Annotated in this window: 18 protein-coding genes; 8 read left to right on the top strand and 10 right to left on the bottom strand. The window is 65.2% G+C overall.

The window, feature by feature from the left end; translation table 11 throughout:
* The first annotated feature begins 11 nt into the window (after positions 1-11).
* The 5 genes from rpe (at position 12) to AC1DVM_RS13345 (ending at position 4,635) form a co-directional block, all read left to right on the top strand.
* On the top strand, positions 12-683 hold the full coding sequence (rpe, locus tag AC1DVM_RS13365; protein ID WP_477254927.1) for a ribulose-phosphate 3-epimerase: 672 nt from the start codon (positions 12-14) through the stop codon (positions 681-683).
* Between the two features lie 59 nt (positions 684-742).
* Positions 743-2,050 carry an adenylosuccinate lyase gene (gene purB / locus AC1DVM_RS13360; protein ID WP_477254914.1) on the top strand — a complete coding sequence of 436 codons (1,308 nt, stop codon included), beginning with the start codon at positions 743-745 and terminating at the stop codon, positions 2,048-2,050.
* A gap of 76 nt (positions 2,051-2,126) precedes the next feature.
* Positions 2,127-3,377 carry a class I SAM-dependent methyltransferase gene (locus AC1DVM_RS13355; RefSeq protein WP_477254913.1) on the top strand — a complete coding sequence of 417 codons (1,251 nt, stop codon included), beginning with the start codon at positions 2,127-2,129 and terminating at the stop codon, positions 3,375-3,377.
* Between the two features lie 40 nt (positions 3,378-3,417).
* A complete protein-coding gene (locus AC1DVM_RS13350; RefSeq protein ID WP_477254912.1) occupies positions 3,418-3,972 on the top strand; it encodes an RBBP9/YdeN family alpha/beta hydrolase in 555 nt (184 codons plus the stop codon).
* A gap of 111 nt (positions 3,973-4,083) precedes the next feature.
* Positions 4,084-4,635: a Spy/CpxP family protein refolding chaperone gene (locus AC1DVM_RS13345; protein WP_477254911.1), complete on the top strand. Its 552-nt coding sequence runs from the start codon at positions 4,084-4,086 to the stop codon at positions 4,633-4,635.
* A 78-nt stretch (positions 4,636-4,713) separates the two neighbouring features.
* Here the strand turns inward: AC1DVM_RS13345 and AC1DVM_RS13340 are convergent, their stop codons facing one another.
* The 7 genes from AC1DVM_RS13340 to AC1DVM_RS13310 form a co-directional block, all read right to left on the bottom strand.
* The gene (locus AC1DVM_RS13340; protein WP_477254910.1) at positions 4,714-5,253 is read right to left on the bottom strand and encodes an SRPBCC family protein; all 540 of its coding nucleotides are present in this window, start codon (positions 5,251-5,253) and stop codon (positions 4,714-4,716) included.
* Complete coding sequence (locus AC1DVM_RS13335) at positions 5,250-5,615, bottom strand: ArsR/SmtB family transcription factor (RefSeq protein WP_477254909.1); 366 nt, start codon at positions 5,613-5,615, stop codon at positions 5,250-5,252. The genes AC1DVM_RS13340 and AC1DVM_RS13335 overlap by 4 nt, the downstream gene beginning before the upstream one ends.
* Positions 5,616-5,785: 170 nt before the next feature.
* Positions 5,786-6,403: a 30S ribosomal protein S4 gene (gene rpsD / locus AC1DVM_RS13330; protein ID WP_477254908.1), complete on the bottom strand. Its 618-nt coding sequence runs from the start codon at positions 6,401-6,403 to the stop codon at positions 5,786-5,788.
* Between the two features lie 381 nt (positions 6,404-6,784).
* A complete protein-coding gene (gene murI, locus AC1DVM_RS13325; RefSeq protein WP_477254907.1) occupies positions 6,785-7,654 on the bottom strand; it encodes a glutamate racemase in 870 nt (289 codons plus the stop codon).
* A gap of 29 nt (positions 7,655-7,683) precedes the next feature.
* Positions 7,684-8,880, bottom strand: coding sequence for a dienelactone hydrolase family protein (locus AC1DVM_RS13320; RefSeq protein ID WP_477254906.1), 1,197 nt, complete (start codon positions 8,878-8,880; stop codon positions 7,684-7,686).
* Positions 8,881-8,944: 64 nt separating this feature from the next.
* Positions 8,945-9,676, bottom strand: a complete 732-nt coding sequence (locus AC1DVM_RS13315) for an RNA methyltransferase (protein ID WP_477254905.1) — start codon at positions 9,674-9,676, stop codon at positions 8,945-8,947.
* A 147-nt stretch (positions 9,677-9,823) separates the two neighbouring features.
* Positions 9,824-10,111, bottom strand: a complete 288-nt coding sequence (locus AC1DVM_RS13310) for a hypothetical protein (RefSeq protein WP_477254904.1) — start codon at positions 10,109-10,111, stop codon at positions 9,824-9,826.
* A 658-nt stretch (positions 10,112-10,769) separates the two neighbouring features.
* On the opposite strand from AC1DVM_RS13310, the gene AC1DVM_RS13305 reads away from it, so the two are divergent.
* A complete protein-coding gene (locus AC1DVM_RS13305) occupies positions 10,770-11,984 on the top strand; it encodes an NADP-dependent isocitrate dehydrogenase (RefSeq protein WP_477254903.1) in 1,215 nt (404 codons plus the stop codon).
* 67 nt (positions 11,985-12,051) lie between these two features.
* On the opposite strand, the gene AC1DVM_RS13300 is transcribed toward AC1DVM_RS13305, so the two are convergent.
* Positions 12,052-12,330 carry a hypothetical protein gene (locus AC1DVM_RS13300; RefSeq protein ID WP_477254902.1) on the bottom strand — a complete coding sequence of 93 codons (279 nt, stop codon included), beginning with the start codon at positions 12,328-12,330 and terminating at the stop codon, positions 12,052-12,054.
* A 142-nt stretch (positions 12,331-12,472) separates the two neighbouring features.
* On the opposite strand from AC1DVM_RS13300, the gene AC1DVM_RS13295 reads away from it, so the two are divergent.
* Positions 12,473-12,940: a GFA family protein gene (locus AC1DVM_RS13295; RefSeq protein WP_477254926.1), complete on the top strand. Its 468-nt coding sequence runs from the start codon at positions 12,473-12,475 to the stop codon at positions 12,938-12,940.
* 2 nt (positions 12,941-12,942) lie between these two features.
* Here AC1DVM_RS13295 and AC1DVM_RS13290 read toward each other — a convergent pair whose 3' ends face one another.
* The gene (locus AC1DVM_RS13290) at positions 12,943-14,109 is read right to left on the bottom strand and encodes a cyclic nucleotide-gated ion channel (protein WP_477254901.1); all 1,167 of its coding nucleotides are present in this window, start codon (positions 14,107-14,109) and stop codon (positions 12,943-12,945) included.
* Positions 14,110-14,119: 10 nt separating this feature from the next.
* Entirely contained in the window at positions 14,120-16,768 is a 2,649-nt protein-coding gene (gene alaS, locus AC1DVM_RS13285; RefSeq protein WP_477254900.1) for an alanine--tRNA ligase, read from the bottom strand.
* Between the two features lie 281 nt (positions 16,769-17,049).
* Between alaS and AC1DVM_RS13280 the strand changes: the two genes are divergently transcribed.
* Positions 17,050-18,090, top strand: coding sequence for a zinc-dependent alcohol dehydrogenase family protein (locus AC1DVM_RS13280; protein WP_477254899.1), 1,041 nt, complete (start codon positions 17,050-17,052; stop codon positions 18,088-18,090).
* The last annotated feature ends 301 nt before the right edge of the window (positions 18,091-18,391 follow it).

Raw genomic sequence — 18,391 nt, 5'->3', positions numbered from 1 at the left:
ACCGGCGCGCCATGACACGCCCGCTGCTCATCGCTCCGTCGATCCTGTCCGCCGATTTCGCCCGGCTCGGCGAGGAAGTCCGCGCCATCGACAAGGCGGGCGGCGACTGGATCCATATCGACGTAATGGACGGCCATTTCGTGCCCAACATCACCATGGGCCCCGACATCGTGAAGGCGATCCGGCCGCATTCGCCCAAGCCCTTCGACGTGCACCTGATGATCGCGCCGGTCGACCCCTATCTCGAAGCCTTCGCGAAGGCAGGCGCGGATATCATCAGCATTCACGCGGAAGCGGGTCCGCATCTGCATCGCTCGCTGCAGACCATCCGCAGGCTCGGCAAGAAAGCCGGCATCGTGCTCAATCCCGGCACCCACGAGGCGGCCATCGAGCCGGTGCTGGACGATCTCGACCTGATCCTCCTGATGACCGTCAATCCCGGCTTCGGCGGCCAGGCCTTCATTCCCTCCGTATGCGCCAAGCTGCGCCGGATCAGGGCCATGGTCGGCGACCGCGACATCGACATCGAGATCGACGGCGGCGTGACGCCGGAGACCGCTCCGCTGGTGGCCGAAGCCGGCGCCAACGTGCTCGTGGCGGGCTCGGCGGTGTTCAAGGACGGTGACGCCGGCTACGCCCGAAACATCGCGGCGATTCGGAACGCGGCCACAAACGCGCGTTGAGATCGCAGGCCCGGCATGCTACCGCGCGGGGCATATCCCTCACGTGGAAGTGTGCTCTCATGATCCCCCGTTACAGCCGCCCGGAAATGGTCGCCATCTGGTCCCCGGAGACCAAGTTCCGCATCTGGTTCGAGATCGAGGCCCATGCGACCACGGCACTGGCGGATCTCGGCGTGGTGCCGAGGGAAGCGGCCGACCTGGTGTGGGAAAAAGGCTCCAAGGCGACCTTCGATGTCGATCGCATCGACGAGATCGAGCGCGAGGTGAAGCATGACGTCATCGCCTTCCTGACGCATCTCTCCGAAATCGTCGGCCCCGAGGCGCGGTTCGTCCACCAGGGGATGACCTCCTCGGACGTGCTCGACACCTGCTTCAACGTGCAGCTCAAGCTGGCGAGCGACCTCCTCATCGACGACGTGGACAAGCTGCTGGCGGCGTTGAAGCGCCGGGCCTTCGAACACAAGATGACCCCCACCATCGGCCGCTCGCACGGCATCCACGCCGAGCCCACCACCTTCGGCGTCAAGCTGGCGCTGGCCTATGCGGAATTCGAGCGCTGCAAGCTCCGCCTCATCGAGGCGCAGCGCGAGATCGCCACCTGCGCGATCTCCGGCGCGGTCGGGACCTTCGCCAATATCGACCCCAGCGTGGAGGAATACGTCGCCGAGCAGATGGGGCTGTCGGTGGAGCCGGTTTCCACCCAGGTCATCCCCCGCGACCGCCATGCGATGTATTTCGCAACGCTGGGTGTCGTCGCCTCGTCCATCGAGCGTCTGGCGACCGAGATCCGCCATCTTCAGCGCAGCGAAGTGCTGGAGGCCGAGGAGTTCTTCTCGGCGGGCCAGAAGGGCTCGTCGGCCATGCCCCACAAGCGGAACCCCGTGCTGACGGAAAACTTGACCGGACTTGCGCGCATGGTTCGCGCCTATGCCATGCCGGCCATGGAGAACGTCGCCCTGTGGCACGAGCGGGACATTTCGCACTCGTCGGTCGAGCGGATGATCGGGCCGGACGCCACCGTGACGCTCGATTTCGCTCTGGCGCGCCTCACCAACGTCGTCGACAAGCTCCTGGTATATCCGGAGAACATGCAGAAGAACCTCGACCGCCTCGGGGGCCTGGTTCATTCGCAGCGGGTGCTCCTCGCCCTGACGCAGAAGGGCGCATCCCGCGAGGACGCCTATCGGCTGGTCCAGCGCAACGCCATGCCGGTCTGGCGCGGCGAAGGCGATTTCCTGACCCTGCTGAAGGCCGACGTAGACGTCACCCGGTATCTTCCGGCAGCCGAAATCGAGGCCTGCTTCGACCTCGGCTACCATTTCAAGCATGTCGACACGATCTTCCGCCGGGTCTTCGGCGCAAGCTGAGCCGTAGAGGGGCTGGAATATTTCTTAAAAAGCGTGACAATCCTCCCGGTCGGAGACCAGCGATCCGGGGATTGCCATGCTGTCCGAGAAACTACTGACGACCGCCTTCACCCGCGCCGTCCGCAGCGGGACCCTGAAGATGATCACCGCCGGAGGCCAGGAATTTACCTTCGGCGACGGCGGTGAACCACGGGTCACCTTCCGGTTTACCGACGCGGCCGCGCAGCTTGCCCTCTGTCTCCACCCGGAACTGAAACTCGGCGAGCTGTTTGTCGAAGGGCGACTCGTCATTGAATCCGGCAGTTTCTTCGAGTTTCTTGAACTGATTCTTCAGGAGACCAAGGGGGATCTGGGGCGGTTGCCGCTCCGCCGACTGCGGCGCATCCGAACCCTGATGCAAAGGCGCAGCGAGAACGACGCGAAACGCTCCAGGCGGAACGTCGCCCACCATTACGACCTCGACGGGCGCCTCTACGCCCTCTTCCTCGACAGCGACCGGCAATATTCCTGCGCCTATTTCGACCACCCGGACGCGACTCTCGAAGAGGCGCAGTTGGCGAAGAAACGGCATATCGCCGCGAAGCTCCTGCTGGATCCCGGCCAGCGGGTTCTCGATATCGGCTCTGGCTGGGGAGGTCTCGGCCTTTATCTCGGACAGGCCGCCGGGGCCGGCTATGTTCGCGGGATCACCCTGTCGGAGGAGCAGCTCGAACTCTCGCGCAAGCGCGCAGCGACCGCGGGGGTGCCGGAGCGGGTCCGGTTCGAACTCGAGGATTACCGCGCCACGACCGGCACCTTCGACCGGATCGTCTCGGTCGGCATGTTCGAGCACGTGGGCCCGGCCTCCTACGACACCTATTTCAGCGCCTGCCACCGGCTGCTGGAAGACGACGGCGTCATGCTGCTCCACACGATCGGCCGCACCGGAACGCCCTACCCCACCAATCCGTGGATCGAGCGCTACATCTTCCCCGGCGGCCATCTGCCGATCCTGTCCGAGATCATGCCGGCGATCGAGCGCTCGGGATTGATCGTCACCGACGTGGAGATCCTGCGCCTGCATTACGCGATGACGCTGGAAAAATGGCGCGAGCGGTTCATGGCCAATCGGGAGGAGGTCAAGCGCCTCTATGACGAGCGGTTCTGCCGCCTGTGGGAATGCTACCTCGCCATGTCGGAATCGGCGTTCCGTTTCCAGGACGCGGTCGTGTTCCAGATCCAGCTCGCGAAACGCAACGACACGGTTCCGTTGACCCGCGATTACATCGCCGAGCGCGAAGCGGCGCTGCGTGTGGCGGAAAATGCGGGAATGAAACGCAGCGCATGACGGTCTTGAACGGGAGGCTCCGGACGGTTACCTCCCGGTCATGAAAACCTCCGATTGCGACATCCTCATCGTCCCCGGCCACACCAATTCGGGCGAGCACCATTGGCAGAGCCGATGGGAACGCCAGCTCTCGACCGCCCGCCGCGTCGAGCAGGACGATTGGCACAATCCCCAGAAGGCGGATTGGGTCGCCCGCATCGTCGAGGCCGTCGCGCAGGCGGAAAAGCCCGTCGTGCTGGTGGGCCATAGCCTTGGCGTCATCGCGGTGGCGGCGGCGGCGCCCCACCTTCTCGACGACAAGGTCCGGGGCGCGTTCCTGGTCGGGATGCCGGATGTGGAACGGCCCGGTTTCGAACCCGCCATCGACCGGGACTTCRCTCCGATCCCCCGCGACCCGCTGCCCTTCCCGTCGGTCCTGGTGGCCAGCCGCACGGATCCCCATTGCGATTACGACAAGGCCGAGGATATTTCCTATGCGTGGGGTTCGGCCCTCGTCGATGCGGGAGATGCGGGGCATCTCAACACGGATAGCGGCCACGGCCCGTGGCCGGAGGGCCTGATGCGCTTCGCGGGTTTCCTGAAGCAGCTCTCCTGAACCGGAACATGGACAATAATTCATGCTGTGGTCACCTGTCCGAGAGCAGGTTGGCGTCATGTTGAGACGTCACCGCCGGATCGATTGGGCGGTTTGCAGGAGGAGTATCGCATGAAGACTTTCGCTCTCGTTTCGGCCGCTACGGCTCTGATGATCGCCGGGACGGTGGCCTATGCCCAACCGGCTCCTCCGCCCCAGGGAGGCCCCGGCGGAATGCGCGACCGCGCGCCGATGACGCGCGCCGATTTCGACTCCCTGACCGACGCGCGCATCGCCGCGATCCAGGCCGGCCTCAAGCTCACACCGGAGCAGCAGAAGCTCTGGACGCCGGTCGAACAGGCGCTGCGCGCCAATTCGGCCAACCGCGCCGACCGCATGGAGCAACGTCGCGAGCGCGGCCCCGCCACTGAGCGCATGGATTTCATGCAGCGCCTCGAGCAGCGTGCGGATTGGACCACCAAGGCCGCCGCCAATGCAACCGGCCTGTCCTCGGCGATGAAGCCGCTGTGGGCGTCGCTCGACGACCGCCAGAAGCGCCTCCTGCCGATCCTCATGCGGCCGGCCTCCGGCATGCGAGACCATCACGCGCGTCGCGGCGGCGAGCATCGTGGACACGGCATGATGAGGCAGGGCCAGAAAGCACCGGCGCCGCAAGCGCAGTAAGCCGGGATCAGACGCGAAAGGCCGCCCGGTTGGGCGGCCTTTTTTGTTTGGGCACCCGGTCGGCCGGGGACCACTTCCTCAGGCCGGCAGCCGCTCGTCATATTCCGCCTTCAGGCGGCTCCAGCCGTCCCAGAATGTTCCCGCCGCCGGCGCCGTCCCCGCAATGCAGGCGGCGAGGATGTCGAGGTGCATGTGCCAACCGGCGCTGACATTCAGCAGGGTCCCGCGGTCGGGGACGCGGCGGTGGATCAAGGTCAACAGCACGTCATTGCCCTCCGGCTTGAGTTCGAACGACACGCCACCGGTCGTTCCCCAGGTGATCGCGAGCTTGTTCGGCGGATCGAGCTCGGTGATCGTGCTCTGCATCCGGTGTTCCTCCGGAAATCCGGGTGGGCGCTGGCCCGGCGGATCGGTCAGCTCGTCGTTGCGCCAGACCAACTCGACCGGCGCGCCCACCTTCATCTCCATCTGACCGGCGGCCAGCCACTGGCGGCGAAGGTCGCTCTCCGTGAGATAGGCCCAGACCCGTTCGATGGGGCCGGGCAGAAGGCGCTGGATCTTCAGCGTGGCAGGCTCGGTCAACACACCATAGGCGTCCAGGGTCGCAAGGTCTGTCATGGGTCGTCTCCTTTGGGGGTGGGGGATTTGCGCTGGTCCTCCCTGCGGAGGAGGCGTTCGAGAACATCGAGACGGTCGGTCCAGAAGCTTTCGTAGAAGCTGAGCCAGTGGTGGGCGCTGGCGAGCGGGCCGGGCTCGAGGCGGCAGACATGCGTGCGGCCGCGCACCTCCCGACGGATCAGGCCTGCATTCTCGAGCGCCTTGATGTGCTTGGAGGCGGCGGCAAGTGAGATGGCGAAAGGCTCCGCAAGCTGGCCGATCGTGCGCTCGCCGCCGGCGAGTTCGTGCAGCATGCTCCGGCGCGTGGCGTCGCCGAGAGCGTGAAAGATGGAATTCAACTGGGGTGCATGTAATTCAACCATGAGGTTGAATATACGCGGGTCGTCACTGACATTCAACCAATTTGTTGAATGATTTTAGGCGCGGGTCACCGCGCCTCGTCGGCATCGGGCTGCGTTCCAGCCCCGGCGGCGCAGACAACAAAAAAGGCCGCCCGAAGGCGGCCTTTTCCAAACTTGGTAATTCGCCCCGATCAGCGCGAATAGAACTCGATCACGAGGTTCGGTTCCATCTGGACCGGATACGGCACTTCCGACAGGGTCGGGATGCGCGTGACGCGGGCCGTCATCTTGGAATGATCGACCTCGATGTAGTCGGGAACGTCGCGCTCGGCGAGCTGGCTCGCAACGATGACGACTTCGAGCTGCTTCGACTTCTCCTTGACCTCGATCACATCGCCGGGCTTCACGAGGTAGCTCGGGATGTTGACGCGGCGACCGTTGACCCGGATGTGACCGTGGTTGACGAACTGACGCGCGGCGAACGGGGTCGCGACGAATTTCGAGCGGTAGACGACCGCATCGAGACGACGCTCGAGCAGGCCGACAAGGTTCTCGCTCGAGTCGCCCTTGAGGCGGATCGCTTCGGCGTAATAGCGACGGAACTGCTTTTCGGTGATGTTGGCGTAGTAGCCCTTGAGCTTCTGCTTGGCGCGCAGCTGCGTGCCGAAGTCGGACATCTTGCCTTTGCGGCGCTGGCCATGCTGGCCGGGGCCGTATTCACGACGATTGACGGGGCTCTTCGGGCGACCCCAGATATTCTGACCCATGCGGCGGTCAAGCTTATGCTTGGCCTGAATGCGCTTCGACATCGCTGTTCCTCTTGTGTAAGCGAACGGTTTTTGAGGAACGCGCCCTCCTCTTCCCCTCTCGGAGACGACAGGCCGACCAAAGCCGAGCCACGGGTGCGTAAAACAAGTCACGCGGCCCAAGGACCGCGCGAATGGGTGGGCTTTAGGGGGATCGGGGCGAAAAGTCAATCGGAGAAGGCCGCCAGCCAGTCAGGACGCCGGCGTGCTCTCCTCCCCCTTGCGGGGAGGAGTTGGAGGTGGGGGTCGACCGACTGGGTGGGCTCCGGGGGCTTCGGCGCGACTCGTACACAAAAAGCGCGACGCGTGCTGTCTTTGCGACCCCCACCCTAACCCTCCCGCAAGGGGGAACGGAAAGTGCGGTCCCGCGCGAGAGCACTCCGCCTAGTCCCGCAACGGCATCCCCTCGACGCCGATCTGCGGCAGGCCGATTTCCATCAAGGCGCGGCGCAGCTTCGCGTTCATGCCGCCTCCATCGGTGAACACCGCCACCGCCTCGTCGTCTCCGGCCTCATGGCCGACCACCGGCCCGCCGAGAAGCTGCACGACGCGCCGCGCGATGGCAGGCGCGGGATCGACAAAGGTTACCGGCCATGGGGCGAGCGCCTTGAGCCTCGGGAGAAGGAGCGGGTAATGGGTGCAGGCGAGCGCCACCACGTCGGTGCGTCCCGCCGAATCCTCCACGAAACACGGCGCAAGCTCGGCCCTGAGGGCGTCGTCGGAGACCGGATCGCCGGCCAGTTCGGCCTCGGCATAGCCCGCAAGCTGGCTCGAGCCCACGAGGGTGACCTTGCAGCCGGCCGCGTAGGTTTCGATCAGGTCGCGGGTGTAGTCCCGCGCGACCGTCCCGGGGGTCGCCAGCACGGTGATCCGTCCGGTCTTCGAGAGCAGCGCCGCGGGCTTGATCGCCGGGACCGTCCCGACGAACGGGATGCGGAAACGCTCTCGCAGGCGCGGCAGGACGAGGGTGGAGGCGGTGTTGCAGGCGATCACCACCAGCTTGGGCTCATGGATGGCGACGAGCCTTTCCATGACCTCCAGCACCCGCGCCACCAGCGCGCCCTCGGAGAGCCGGCCATACGGGAAGGCGGCATCGTCGGCGGCGTAGACGAAGCGCGCATCGGGCCGGGCTTTCAGCACTTCCGAAAAGACGCTGAGCCCGCCGAGGCCGGAATCGAACACCAGGATGGTGGGAACGGGGGACGGCATGAGAACGGGGTTATAGGCAGTTCCGGCAAGAAGATCGACCAGCATGGAGATACGCCCCAACCAACAATCCGGCTCTACGACCGGGGATTCACGTTCTGCGACAAGGTCTGCTTGGTGTCGGTCGGCGCGAAATTGAGGCGCCGCCGCGGTCCGCGTTCCGGTTTCTCGTCCTGTCCTTCCACCTTCGGCATGTCGGCCGAGAGGCGGCGGACCGGCCAGCCATCGCTCCACGAACCCATGTCGACGAATTTCGGATCGCGGCGCAGGAAGGCGGCGTCCCGCCCTGAGAAGGCCGCATCCGCCGCCATGTCGAAGGTCTTCCAGAACGCCAGATAATCGAGCGTATCGATGCCGTTCGTGCCGAGCTGCTGGGTCAGGATGGTCTGTTGGCCCGACAGCGACATGTCGGCGGTCCAGCGCCATGTGTTGCGCACCTTCGGGTCCTTTGGCGGATCCGGCGGCAGCTTGATGGCCGTGATGTCGTAATCGGCCTTCGGCGAGCCGGGCGATGTGAGCGTCGCCGTCAGGGCCGGATAGCCGTGGTCGTCGGACCCGGCCCGCATGAAAAGCTTGCGGCTTGCCGGCACCGCGCTCGCATCGGCGAGGATCTTCCGGGAGGCACGGTCGCCCGGAAGGTGGTCGCGATCGCCGCTCATGGTGATCAACAGCGTGTCGGCCGGGATGGTGGAGAGGTCCTGCAGCAGGATGCCCCTCTCCTTCTCGTTCGTGACGATCCCGCCGGGCATCAGGCCGAAGACCAGCTTCGGCGCCGGAATGCCGTAGGTTTCGGCACCGGCGGCAAGGTTGAGCGCAACGGGGACGCCCGCCAGGTGCCCGATGAACGCGACCCGCGTGGTGTCGGGCTTTGCCTGCGGGTCATCCGCGAGGGCCTCGAGCGAGGTCTTGATGAGGTTTGCCGCGAGGGCCGACGCGTCGGCCGGACGCGACCGGTTCACCTCCTGAAAGCGCGGATACAGGACGAGATTTCCCTTGCGCGCCAGATGCTCGATCCAGCCACCGTAGAGCGCGGGGTTCACCGCGCCCCAGGAATGAAGGAACACCACCACGGGTCGCGGCTTTTCCGCGTCGCCGGCGGCATGGAACACGAAGGTGCCGGCGCTCGCCGTGCCGATGCCCCGTTTCGTCACGGCCGTTACTTTGTAGTCCGACCCGCCTGGGCCGCTCTCCGGCTGTTGCGGCGGCGAGGCCGCATGGGCCGTCCCGGCAGCCAGACACGAGCCAAGACAAAGGGCGATGAGCGAGCCGCGCATAATGTTCTCGAGTCGAAAAAAGCAAAGCGCAGGAACGCGCTTCTTTCCTGTAACCTGGAGTTCTTTAAGGTTTTCTCAATCGCCTTCCTTCCGCAAGGGCGCGAATCGCCCCCCGGAGGGTTCGGACGTCTTGCTCGGTTAACTCGAGACGATGAAAAACGTCCCGCATGTTGCGGGCCATGATCGGCTGCTTGTCGGGCGGGTAGAAATTCACCGCCTCGAGCTCCGCCTCGAGATAGTCGAAGAACGAAACCACCATATGGCGCGGCGCCGGCGGGGAGCGTCGCTCGCCGCCGAAGGGCAGCGGCCGGTTCTCCTGCTTCTGCCATTCATAGGCCACCAGCAGCACCGCCTGGGCGAGGTTGAGCGACGAGAATTGCGCATCGACCGGGAAGGTGATGATGGCGTCGGCCAGCGAGACCTCGTCGTTCTCCAGACCGGTCCGCTCGCGGCCGAACAGGATGCCGACGCCCTGCCCTTCTTCAAGCCTTCCTCTGGCGTCCGCCATGGCCGCCTCCGGCCCGAAAACCCGCTTCATCTGCCCGCGCTCCCGGGCGGTGGTGGCGAAGACGTAATGCAGGTCGGCGATGGCCTCGCGGGCCGTCTCGAAAAGCCGGGCGTGTTCGAGAACGTGCGTCGCGCCGGAGGCTGCCGAATGCGCACCCTTCTTGGGCCAGCCGTTGCGCGGCGAAACCAGACGCAGCTCGCTCAGGCCGAAATTCGCCATGGCCCGCGCCACCATGCCGATGTTTTCGGCCAGCTGCGGTTCGACGAGGATGATGACGGGCTTGTGCATGGAGGACTGACGGAAGGTGCTGCAATGGCGACGGTGCGGGTGTCCTTTACGCCCGCACGCCCTTTCGGCCAATCGTCTTGATCAAAACAGCAAAAAGGGGCCTCGCGAACTCTCTTCGGGAAGGCCCCTTTATGGCGAGACGTGCCGCTACCAGCAGCCCCAGCCGCAATAATAGGACGGACGGGCCGCCGCCGCGCCGATGGCGGCGCCGCCGATGACCCCCACGGCGGCGCCGGCCGCCGCCTGGTTCGCCGCTGCGTTGGATTGCGCCACGTTGTGGCGATAGCCTGCATTCCTGCAGCGGGCATAGGCTGCGGTCCCCGGCTTCAGGCCGGTTTCCAGACAGACGGATTCGGCATTGGCCATGGATTGTTCGGCGGTCTGGCAGCCGGCGAGGATGAGGGCCGACGCCCCCAGAATAAGAGCTACGCGCATTTCAGGTCCCTGATGGATCAGCTGGCAATGGCGCCAGCTCAACATAATACTATTACACATAGAGAGGTTCCGCCTCTGACGGAACGTCCGTGCCGGCCGATATCAGAACAAGCCAGAATTCGCGGCGGTGCGTTGGCGCACGATACAGCCGAGCTAGCGCACCGATCTGCCCTCGTCGGAAGCTCATGCCTTGCGAACACAAGCGCTTGCTTGGCCGTCGTGAATGATCGTCTGCATGACGCAAAGGCATCTCGAAAAGGCACCTCCGTGCGGGCGACGGAAAAGTCGCGGGCGCCTATTGTCTTGTTATGAAATTACGTTAGACAGCCACGCTTCAGGAGTTCGTGGCCGTGCCCCAGCAATGGCGAGACAGAATAGGACCGAGCCACCCCCGCTCGCGGCAGCCCTCGATGCTGCTCGCCCTCCTGTGTTTCGTGACGCTGGCGTTTTTGTTGCTGGTCCTCGGCGATCTTTGGCCCCTCACCCGCTGGCTCTCCGGATTTTTCGACTAGGGCCTTCAGGGCTTCCCTCGCGGGAATTCGCCGGGCGCGATTCTTCACGCGAGACCGCTTCCCCCAAAGGCAGAGCCGCGCTATAGCCCGCCCCATGCAATCCGCCGTTCGGCGGGTTCGAACCTTTTCAAACTCAAGGTAAGATCATGGCGAAGATCAAGGTTGCCAATCCGGTCGTCGAACTCGACGGCGACGAGATGACCCGCATCATCTGGCACTTCATCAAAGAGAAGCTGATCCATCCCTATCTCGACATCGATCTGAAATATTACGACCTCGGCGTCGAAAATCGCGATGCGACCGGCGATCAGGTGACGATCGACGCCGCGGAAGCGATCAAGAAATACGGCGTCGGCGTGAAATGCGCGACCATCACCCCCGACGAGGACCGGGTGAAGGAGTTCAACCTCAAGCAGATGTGGAAGTCGCCCAACGGCACGATCCGCAACATCCTCGGCGGCGTGATTTTCCGCGAGCCGATCATCTGCAAGAACGTGCCGCGCCTCGTACCCGGCTGGACGCAGCCGATCATCGTCGGCCGCCATGCCTTCGGCGACCAGTACAAGGCCACCGATTTCAAGGTGCCGGGCCCCGGCCGCCTGACCATGAAGTTCGAAGGCAAGGATGGCACCGTCATCGAGAAGGAAGTGTTCCAGTTCCCCGAGGCGGGCGTCGCCATGGGGATGTACAACCTCGACGATTCGATCCGCGACTTCGCGCGCGCCTCGCTGAATTACGGCCTGAACCGCAAGTATCCGGTCTATCTCTCCACGAAGAACACCATCCTCAAGGTCTATGACGGCCGCTTCAAGGATATCTTCCAGGAGATCTACGACGAGGAGTTCAAGGACAAGTTCGTCGCCGCCGGCATCACCTACGAGCACCGCCTCATCGACGACATGGTGGCCTCGGCGCTCAAATGGTCGGGCGGCTATGTGTGGGCGTGCAAGAACTACGACGGCGACGTGCAATCGGACACCGTCGCGCAAGGCTTCGGATCGCTCGGCCTGATGACCTCCGTGCTGATGACGCCGGACGGCAAGACCGTGGAGGCGGAAGCCGCCCACGGCACCGTGACGCGCCATTACCGCGAGCACCAGAAGGGCAAGGAAACCTCGACCAACTCCATCGCGTCGATCTATGCCTGGACCCGCGGCCTCGCCCATCGCGCCAAGCTCGACAACAATGCCGACCTGGCGCGCTTCGCCAACACCCTCGAGAAGGTCTGCGTCGATACGGTGGAGGCCGGCTTCATGACGAAGGACCTCGCCCTACTGGTCGGCTCCGAACAGAAATGGCTCTCGACCACCGGCTTCCTCGACAAGATCGACGAGAACCTCAAGAAGGCAATGGCGGCTTAAGACCCAACCCTTCAGAGCCTCTTCAAAGCCCGGCCTTAAGTGCCGGGCTTTTTTTCGTTGGGGCGACCTACCAGCACAGCCGTTCGCGATAGGGTCCGCGACGGCCGGTCCGCCAACGGTAATCGCAATGGCGCCAGTTGGCGGGTCCATAATACAAGGTCCGCCTGCCGGGGCCACGCCAGACGCAGTTGCCGATCCGATCGCAAACCCAGCGGGCGGGAACGGCGATAGGTTCTTCCGTCAACCGGGAGGCTGGACTGAAAGGCATCGCGCTTGCCGGCATCAGGACCGCGCCGGCGAGCAGCCAGCCTGCCGTCATTGCGACGATTGCAAGTACGGGCTTCATGGCGTGTCTCCCTGCGAAGCCCCCGCCCAAAAGAACAAGATTTCGGTTCGGTCTTCAGTTCCGCAAGCGCCGGGTGATGTTTGCGTGAGCCTGAATGGCAGTTTATTCTGAACCGTCGCACACCAAATGGAAGACGACGCTCATGCCGCAGAAGAATGGCGACCAACCCATCACCGGCGGCTGCCAATGCGGCGCCGTTCGCTATGCGCTGAAATCCGAGCCGACGGGTGCCAGCATCTGCCATTGCCGCATGTGCCAGAAGGCGTTCGGCAATTACTTCGCGCCCCTCACCGGTGTCCCCAACGCGGATCTCGTCTGGACGCACGGAGAGCCTGGCGTGTTCAAGAGTTCGGAGGCGGTGGAGCGCGGATTCTGCCGCGATTGCGGGACGCCCCTCACCTTTCGCTACGTCGCCAACGACCGCATTTCCGTGTCGATCGGCAGCCTCGACGATCCGTCGCGGATCACGCCCGAGACCAGTTGGGGCGTCGAGAGCAAGCTTCCGGCCTTCCGTATTCTTCATACCCTCCCGGGCGTGCGCACGGAGGACGAAGCGACACCGGACGAGATGGCGACCTGGAAATCGCGCCAGCACCCGGATCACGATTGAGATCAGACGGCGCGCTCCTCGCCCCTTGCGCGCATCACGTCGTGAATATGCGTCGCCATCGCCGGGTTGGCATCCATCAATTCGTGCAGGTCGTCCGCGTCGAGCACGAGAAGCCGGCAGGGGGTCGCGGCCTTCACGGTCACGCTGCGACGCCGGCGATGAAGGATCGAGGCCTCGCCGAAGAAATCGCCGGCGGCCAGACGCAGTGAATCGTTCGGCAGCAGCACTTCCACGTCGCCCGAGGCGATCAGATACATGGAATGGGCCACGTCGCCCTTGCGCACGATGATCTCGCCCGGGGCGCAGCTTTGCGAGCGCAGGCTGCGCAGCACGGAGGCGATCTCGGTCGCGTCGAGATCGGCGAAAAGCGGCACGCGCGCCACCATGCTCCAGGTCACGACGAAATCGCGCCGGTGGATCTCGCGCGCGAACGCGCTGGCGATGATGCCGACCGGCAGCGCCAGCATGACGAGCCCCGCGACCGCCGTCACGCCCGCGATGACGCGGCCGAGGCCGGTGACCGGCACGACGTCGCCGTAGCCCACCGTCGTCAGGGTCACGATGGCCCAGTACATGGCTTCCGGAATGGTGCCGAACTTGTCGGGCTGCACGTCACGCTCGACGAGGTTCATGGCGGATGCCGCGATGAGCACGGCGCCCATGAGAATGACCGCGCAGGCAATGAGCGCGCGCCGCTCCACGTAGATGGCGTCCATGAGGCTCGTGAGGCCCGGGGAATAGCGCGCGAGCTTGAAGAAGCGAAAGAGCCGCAGCAGCAGAAGGGCCCTGAGACCGCCCACATCCCAATAGGCCGCGTAGAACGGCACGATCGCGATGAGGTCGATGAGCGATTGGGGCTGGACGACCCAACGCAGTCGCGCCCGCCAGGCCTTGAGGCCGTACCAGGGCGGAAATTCGGGGGCGCACCACAGCCGCAGCGCATATTCGAGGGTGAACACCACGCCGCTGACGATCTCGATGGCGATGAAGACGCCGCCGAACTCGTCGCGGATGGCCGGCACGCTTTCCATCACCACGGCCGCCACATTGACCATGATGAGCAGGATCAGCGAGACATGGACCGCGTGAACGAGCGGGTCGTTGACGACGCTCCGCTCGAGGATTTCAAACAGCCTGCGCCGTGCCGGGTGTCGAGCGACCCGTGGCACGGCCCGGCCCTTACTGAGCCGCCAGCGCGGCTTCGATGGCGGAGAGCGCGGCTTGTGCCTGATCGCCGTCCGGCCCGCCGGCCTGCGCCATGTCGCGACGCCCTCCGCCGCCCTTGCCGCCGAGTTTTTCAGCGCCGGTGCGAACGAGGCCGACCGCGTCGATCTTCGCCGTCAGGTCGTCGGTGACGCCCACGACGATCCCGGCCTTCCCATCGTCCGCCACGCCGATGATGGCGACGACGCCGGAGCCGAGGCGCTTCTTGCCCTCGTCGGCGAGCGCCTTCAGGTCCTTCATCTCGACACCCGTGACGGCGCGCGCCATGAGCTTGACGCCGTTCACCTCGCGCACCGGATCGCTGTCGGCCGAGCCGCCGCCCATGGCGAGCTTGCGGCGCGCCTCCTGCAAGTCCCGTTCGAGCTTGCGGCGGTCGTCGAGGAGAGCGGAGAGACGCTCGGGCGCTTCGTCGACAGGCGTCTTCAGCAGGCCTGCGATCTCGCGCAGCTTCCGGCTCTCGGCGCCGAGATGTCGCCGTGCCGCATCGCCCGTCATGGCTTCGAGACGACGCACTCCGGCTGCCACCGCGGCTTCGGCCACGATGGTGACGAGGCCGATATCGCCGGTGCGATTCACATGCGTGCCGCCGCACAATTCGACCGAGAACGTCCGGTTGCCATCGGCCTTGCCCATGGACACCACGCGAACCTCGTCACCGTATTTCTCGCCGAACAGGGCGCGCGCGCCGGATTCGATCGCCTCCTCGACGCCCATGAGCTTGGTGACGACCGGCTCGTTCTGCAGCAGCACCCGATTGGCGATGTCCTCGACCCGCGCCAGCTCCTCGTCGCCGATGGGCTTCGGATGGCTGAAATCGAATCGCAGGCGGTCGGGCGCCACGAGCGAACCCTTCTGCGCCACGTGATCGCCGAGCACCTGACGCAGGGCCTCGTGCAGGAGATGGGTCGCCGAATGGTTGGCGCGGATGGCGGAGCGACGCTCGTGATCGACCACGAGTTCGAGCGACTGGTTGATCTTGAGCGAACCATGCTCGACGAGCGCGTGATGGACGAAAAGATCGCCGAGCTTCTTCTCGGTGCCGGTGATGCGGACGCGCGCGCCCTCGCCATGGAGAATGCCGGTATCGCCCGTCTGGCCGCCGGATTCGCCGTAGAACGGCGTCTGGTTGAGAACCACCAGGCCGGTCTCGCCGGGCGTGAGTTCCGCCACTTCCTGGCCGTCCTTCAGCAGCGCCACCACGAGACCTTCGGCGGTCTCGGTGTCGTAGCCCAAGAATTCCGTCGCGCCGACGCGCTCCTTGATGCCGAACCAGACGGTCTCGGTGGCGGCCTCGCCGGAGCCGGACCATGCGGCGCGCGCCATCTGGCGCTGGCGCTCCATGGCGGCCTTGAACGTGTCCGTATCGACACCGATGCCGCGCGCCTTCAGGGCATCCTGCGTGAGATCGAGGGGGAAACCGAAGGTGTCGTAGAGCGTGAAGGCGGTCTCGCCCGACAGGTTCTGGCCCTTCGCGAGCGACCGCGTTTCCTCGTCGAGAATCGACAGGCCGCGCTCCAGCGTCTTGCGGAAGCGGGTTTCCTCGAGCTTCAGCGTCTCGGTGATGAGCGGCTCGGCGCGGATCAGCTCCGGATAGGCCTGCCCCATCTCGCGCACCAAAGCCGGGACGAGGCGGTACATGAGCGGGTCCCTCGCGCCGAGAAGCTGCGCGTGGCGCATCGCCCGACGCATGATGCGGCGTAGCACGTAGCCGCGCCCTTCATTCGAGGGCAGCACACCGTCGGCGACGAGAAACGACGAGGCCCGCAGATGGTCGGCGATCACCCGGTGGGACGCCTTGTGGGCGCCCTCGGGCGCCACGCCGGTCGCGTGGGCCACCGCCTCGATGAGGGTGCGGAACAGGTCGGTGTCGTAGTTGGAATGCACGCCCTGCAAAATGGCCGCCATGCGCTCGAGGCCCATGCCGGTATCGATGGAGGGTTTCGGCAGGTTGACCCGGTTGCCGGGCTCGATCTGCTCGTATTGCATGAAGACGAGGTTCCAGAATTCGAGGAACCGGTCGCCGTCCTCGTCCGGGCTGCCGGGAGGGCCGCCCTGCAGGGCATCGCCCTGGTCGATGAAGATTTCCGAGCACGGGCCGCAGGGGCCGGTATCGCCCATCTGCCAGAAATTGTCCGAGGTCGGGATGCGGATGATCTTCGAATCCGAGAACCCGGCGATCTTCTTCCACAGGGACACCGCCTCCTCGTCGTCGTGATAGACGGTGACGAGCAGCCGGTCCTTGCCGAGGCCGAATTCCTTGGTGATGAGGTTCCACGCGAGCTCGATGGCGCGGTCCTTGAAGTAATCCCCGAACGAGAAGTTCCCCATCATCTCGAAGAAGGTGTGGTGGCGGGCGGTGTAGCCCACATTGTCGAGATCGTTGTGCTTGCCGCCGGCTCGGACGCATTTCTGGGCCGTGGTGGCGCGGTTATAGGAGCGCTTCTCGGCGCCGGTGAACACGTTCTTGAACTGCACCATCCCCGCATTGGTGAACATCAGCGTCGGGTCGTTGCGCGGCACGAGGGGGCTAGACGGCACCTGTTCGTGGCCGTTCTGGGCAAAGTAATCGAGGAAGGCCGACCGGATTTCGTTGACGCCGCTCATGACACTCTAAGCTCGGATGGGCTCGCGGAGCCCAAATAATGGTTGCAAGGTCTTGCAGGAGCGCCGGTTTTAGACGGCGGCGCGGGCGCTGTCGAGGATGACCGTTCGCTTTCCTGGCAACGGCCATGCGGCGGCTCCCTCGGGTTGACGCTCGGACCCCGACGCGGAGGAACAGCCGCGATGGCAGGTGTGAGGCTGGCCCGTGCTGCAGGTGGCGTTCAGCCTCGGGCACGCTAAGGTGTCGGTTCGCCATTCATGCCACGCGAGGTCGCTTCCCTTCCATGAAAGCCGTCGTCTTCGAAGAATTTCGCCAACCGCCCACGGTCCGGAGCGTCGCCGACCCGACGCCCGACCTTGACGGCGTGGTCATCAAGGTCGAGGCCACCGGGCTGTGCCGGAGCGACTGGCATGGCTGGATGGGGCACGATCCGGACATCGTGCTGCCGCATGTGCCCGGCCACGAACTTGCCGGAACCATCGAGGCGGTGGGAAGCCGGGTCTCGCGATGGTGCGCAGGCGACCGGGTCACCGTCCCGTTCGTCGGCGGATGCGGCCATTGCGACGAGTGTCATTCGGGCAACCATCAGGTCTGCGAGCAGCAATTCCAGCCCGGATTTACCGCCTGGGGCTCGTTTGCCGAATACGTCGCCGTCGATTTTGCCGACACCAACGTGGTGGCGCTGCCGGACAATCTCGACTTCCCCACGGCGGCAAGCCTCGGCTGCCGCTTCGTCACGTCATTTCGGGCAGTCGTCGACCAAGGTCGCGTCAGGCCCGGCGAGTGGGTGGCGGTGCATGGCTGCGGCGGCGTTGGCCTCTCGGCCATCATGATCGCGACCGCCATGGGCGCGAACGTCGTCGCGGTGGATGTGACGGAAGAAAAGCTCGCCTTCGCGCGCACGATCGGAGCGGTCGCCACCGTGGACGCGTCCGCGACCGAGGACGTGGTCGGCGCGGTGCGGGAGATCACGAAGGGCGGCGTCCATATGTCGATGGACGCGCTCGGCCATCCCACCACCTGCTTCAACTCCATCGCCAACCTCCGCCGCCGCGGCCGCCATGTGCAGGTCGGCCTCATGGTCGGGGCTGACAACCACCCGAAGGTGCCGATGGACCAAGTCATCGCCCACGAACTCGAGATCCTCGGGAGCCACGGCATGCAGGCTTTCCGATACAAGGCGATGCTCGACATGATCGAGGCGGGCAAGCTCAGTCCGCAGGCGCTCATCGGGAAGCACATCTCGCTTCAGGAAGCACCCGCGGCCCTGATGGCGATGGACCGTTTCGAGGGGATCGGCATCAGCGTGATCACGCGGTTCTGAGGGCTTCGCGTGTTGGATCGGAGCCCTCGAACCCATCCCCACCTTCACCCGCACCGTCATCCCTGGGTTTGACCCGGGGACCCACGCCTTCACCCACGTTGCGCAAGGAAGACGGGGGTGGCGGGTCAGGCCCGGCCATGACGGGGGTGGCGCGGCATGGAAGGCAGGGTCATGGATGGGCTTGTCCGGAGCGTCCGCGCCGCAAGTGGCCGACCCTGAAACACACCCTCATCCTCATCCTCATCCTCACCCTCACCGTCATCCCCGGGCTTGACCCGGGGACCCACGCCTTCACCCACGC

Source organism: Microvirga sp. P4_A5 (assembly GCF_056402495.1).
This window is presented reverse-complemented; position numbering and strand designations above follow the sequence as displayed.